We start from the raw sequence: 2,559 nt of genomic DNA on the forward strand, positions 1-2,559 counted from the left end.
AATTGTGCAAAATAATCTGTATTATTCACTACAAAATTAGATGCGCTTACCCTGGGTATTCCAGGAGAAGTACAGGCTTGTCTGCGAGTATATGCTCGAATTAACCAAGAAAAGTTTCTCGGAAGAGTTATATATCGCTCATCAAAATAGGGATGATGGAAAACTTTGGAACCTGAAGATGGTCTGTATGAATAAAGAAATATATTAACTGAGAAAAACTCGTACACTTTGATATTTTAGAGCTAGGCAATATCGGGTGGGTTGCTTGAACTACTAAAGTAGCGGCTAAGTTTATCTCCTGTTTGTTTGAGCGCACCTAATAAACTAGTGCTAAACTGCTGTCGCTCAGTTGGGCTTTGACAAACAGTAAAAATTTCTTCAAACTGATCCACAATCAGTAGGGTGCGCGGAGATCGCGATACTCGAATTAATCGTGCTAGCCCCGTTGTTCCTTCGCGATCGCTGTTTCTGGAATATTTTCGCCCACTGGGTTGAAATGGTGCTGGCAGAGCGAATGGATTTTAACCCAGAATTAAACGTGCGAATGTTTCTTAACGTTAATCGACCACACAATAATGAAGTAGCAACATCGTTGCACGCGTAGGCGTAGCCCGCCGCAGGCATCGCATCAATTGAGTGTTAACAAGCACAGATCACTCGATAATCCGCAACTTGGGTTAAATAGACAACACAAAAATGCGATCGCACCAGCAACTCTTTTAACCTGGTAAAAATGTCGCAATAAACTTTTCAACCGCTTTAGGGTCTTGCAATGATTGTAGAGACGGCTATTCATCGCGTCTCTTGCCTGAAGCCAACAATTGGGAGTGGCAAAGATGAGGAAGCAGGGGAGCAGAGACTTTCTAATGCCCTATTCCCAATGCCCTATTCCCAATGCCTTATATTCAAAACTCGTAGCGTACCACACTAAAACTTATAGAAATAGTGGGTTAGGCTTGCCTTAATGCATTTGCATAAAACAGCAATTTACACGGTAAGCTTGTGTCTGATTTAGCGCTACATAATTATCTCCCTCGCGTTCCCGATGCAGCATTGCAAGAATACATAGAATGGTGTGTTTTAGAGCAAGCTCAAGCCGCAGAATGTAACTTTACTCCTGATAGAAGTAAGTTAGATAATTTGCCACCAGAAGACTACGTTCCTAAACTTGTCGAGCAGTTTATGAAAGTAAAACCAGACCCAATTAAAGCCGGTTTGGTAGCTGCGATCGCAGGTAAGGAAGCTGACAAACATAATTTATCCGGTTTAGCGATCGCTGCCGATTTTGTATCTCTTTATGTTAAGTATTTAATTCCTAAAGAGGGAAGTACTAAAGAACAGGCTGAAGAGATATTAACTCAAGCATCACAACATCAGTATGAAAAACTAACTGAAGTTGCCAAGAAACATGGTGTAGAGTTCTAGTTTTCTGCTGATTAATTATTTTTCAGAGGCTTTGTCTATATTATTTAGTCAGAGCCTCTGATGTAAACGCGTATTTTGCAAATTACGGCAACAACTCAAAGTAATTACAGTGTCTCGGACGAACAAAACCAAAATTACGATGCTAAATATCTAAAAATTTGGCAAATTTATCAAAACATTGTTTATTGCAATATCATATTTAACGGAATTTTAACTTTATTATCAAGTATCTTAATCGCTTTTTCTAAATCATTGCATTAAAATATCTAAAGATTTGACAAAATTATCAAAATATTTTTTATTGTCTTGAGAAGCGAAATCAAATAAATTGTAGATGTAAGTAGCATAGATTACAAACTAAAAACTAATAACTATTTGGCTAAAAAAAACAAGAAATTCATGAAGCAGACTTAACTTTGTCTGTTCAAATAGCTATAGGAATCCCATACTTTTTTTGAAAAGCGAATCTGCTTTAAAGCTTGCCGGATAAAGTTTTGATTCTTACAATACCTCGCAAGACTCAAGTCGAATTCCTATATGCGAGCAAGATTTTCATGCTAAAAATAGGAGGATTAGGTCTAATGACAGATTTGATTAATAGTGATAGCGGTAACTCCTCTACTGGTGGGAACAATCCGTTGATAAATTCACCCTTCGGTAGCCTGAGTGAAGTTCTGAGTGATGAAGACTTCTCCAACATATTTAGCGGTCTTGGTAATGGACAAGGTAGCGATAGTCCATTCGGTGGTAGTGGCAATAATGGAACTGATTTCCCCTATGGTGGTAATCCTTTCGCTGATGACAACTTCTGGAATATCTTTGCAGGCGGTGTAAATCCATCGGCAGGTGGCGGCCGTGACCCTTTGACTGGTACTGGCAACCAAATCAGCACAACTGAAATACCAGATGGGTTTGGTTTGAGAGTTACTATTAACGACCAGATTAATTCAAGGCTTAACGAGGAACTGGGTGATAACGTAATCCCCTCACTTGCGGGTGGTCAAAATCCATTCGCGGGTGGTTCAAATCCATTCGCGGGTGGTTCAAATCCATTTGCTGGTGGTCAAAATCCATTCGCTGGTGGTTCAAATCCATTTGCGGGTGGTTCAAATCCATTTGCGGGTGGTTCAAATC

At 39.5% G+C, this 2,559-nt stretch carries 3 protein-coding genes and 1 pseudogene; 3 read left to right on the forward strand and 1 reads right to left on the reverse strand.

Annotated features, from left to right (window positions below; all coding sequences use genetic code 11):
* Positions 1 to 242 precede the first annotated feature (242 nt).
* Positions 243 to 509: an nSTAND1 domain-containing NTPase gene (locus ABF638_RS37680; RefSeq protein ID WP_435027840.1), complete on the reverse strand. Its 267-nt coding sequence runs from the start codon at positions 507 to 509 to the stop codon at positions 243 to 245.
* On the opposite strand from ABF638_RS37680, the gene ABF638_RS37685 reads away from it, so the two are divergent.
* The 3 genes and pseudogenes from ABF638_RS37685 to ABF638_RS37695 form a co-directional block, all read left to right on the forward strand.
* Positions 434 to 604 (forward strand): hypothetical protein, encoded by a 171-nt coding sequence (locus ABF638_RS37685; protein ID WP_435027839.1) that lies wholly within the window; start codon positions 434 to 436, stop codon positions 602 to 604. The two genes, ABF638_RS37680 and ABF638_RS37685, sit on opposite strands and share 76 nt — an antisense overlap.
* Positions 605 to 1,002: 398 nt before the next feature.
* Positions 1,003 to 1,425: a hypothetical protein gene (locus ABF638_RS37690; RefSeq protein ID WP_181930750.1), complete on the forward strand. Its 423-nt coding sequence runs from the start codon at positions 1,003 to 1,005 to the stop codon at positions 1,423 to 1,425.
* Positions 1,426 to 2,006: 581 nt separating this feature from the next.
* Positions 2,007 to 2,559: pseudogene (locus ABF638_RS37695) on the forward strand (hypothetical protein); the annotation flags it as partial.

It is taken from the genome of Nostoc sp. CALU 1950 (genome assembly GCF_051172895.1).
Lineage (GTDB): Bacteria > Cyanobacteriota > Cyanobacteriia > Cyanobacteriales > Nostocaceae > Nostoc > Nostoc edaphicum_A.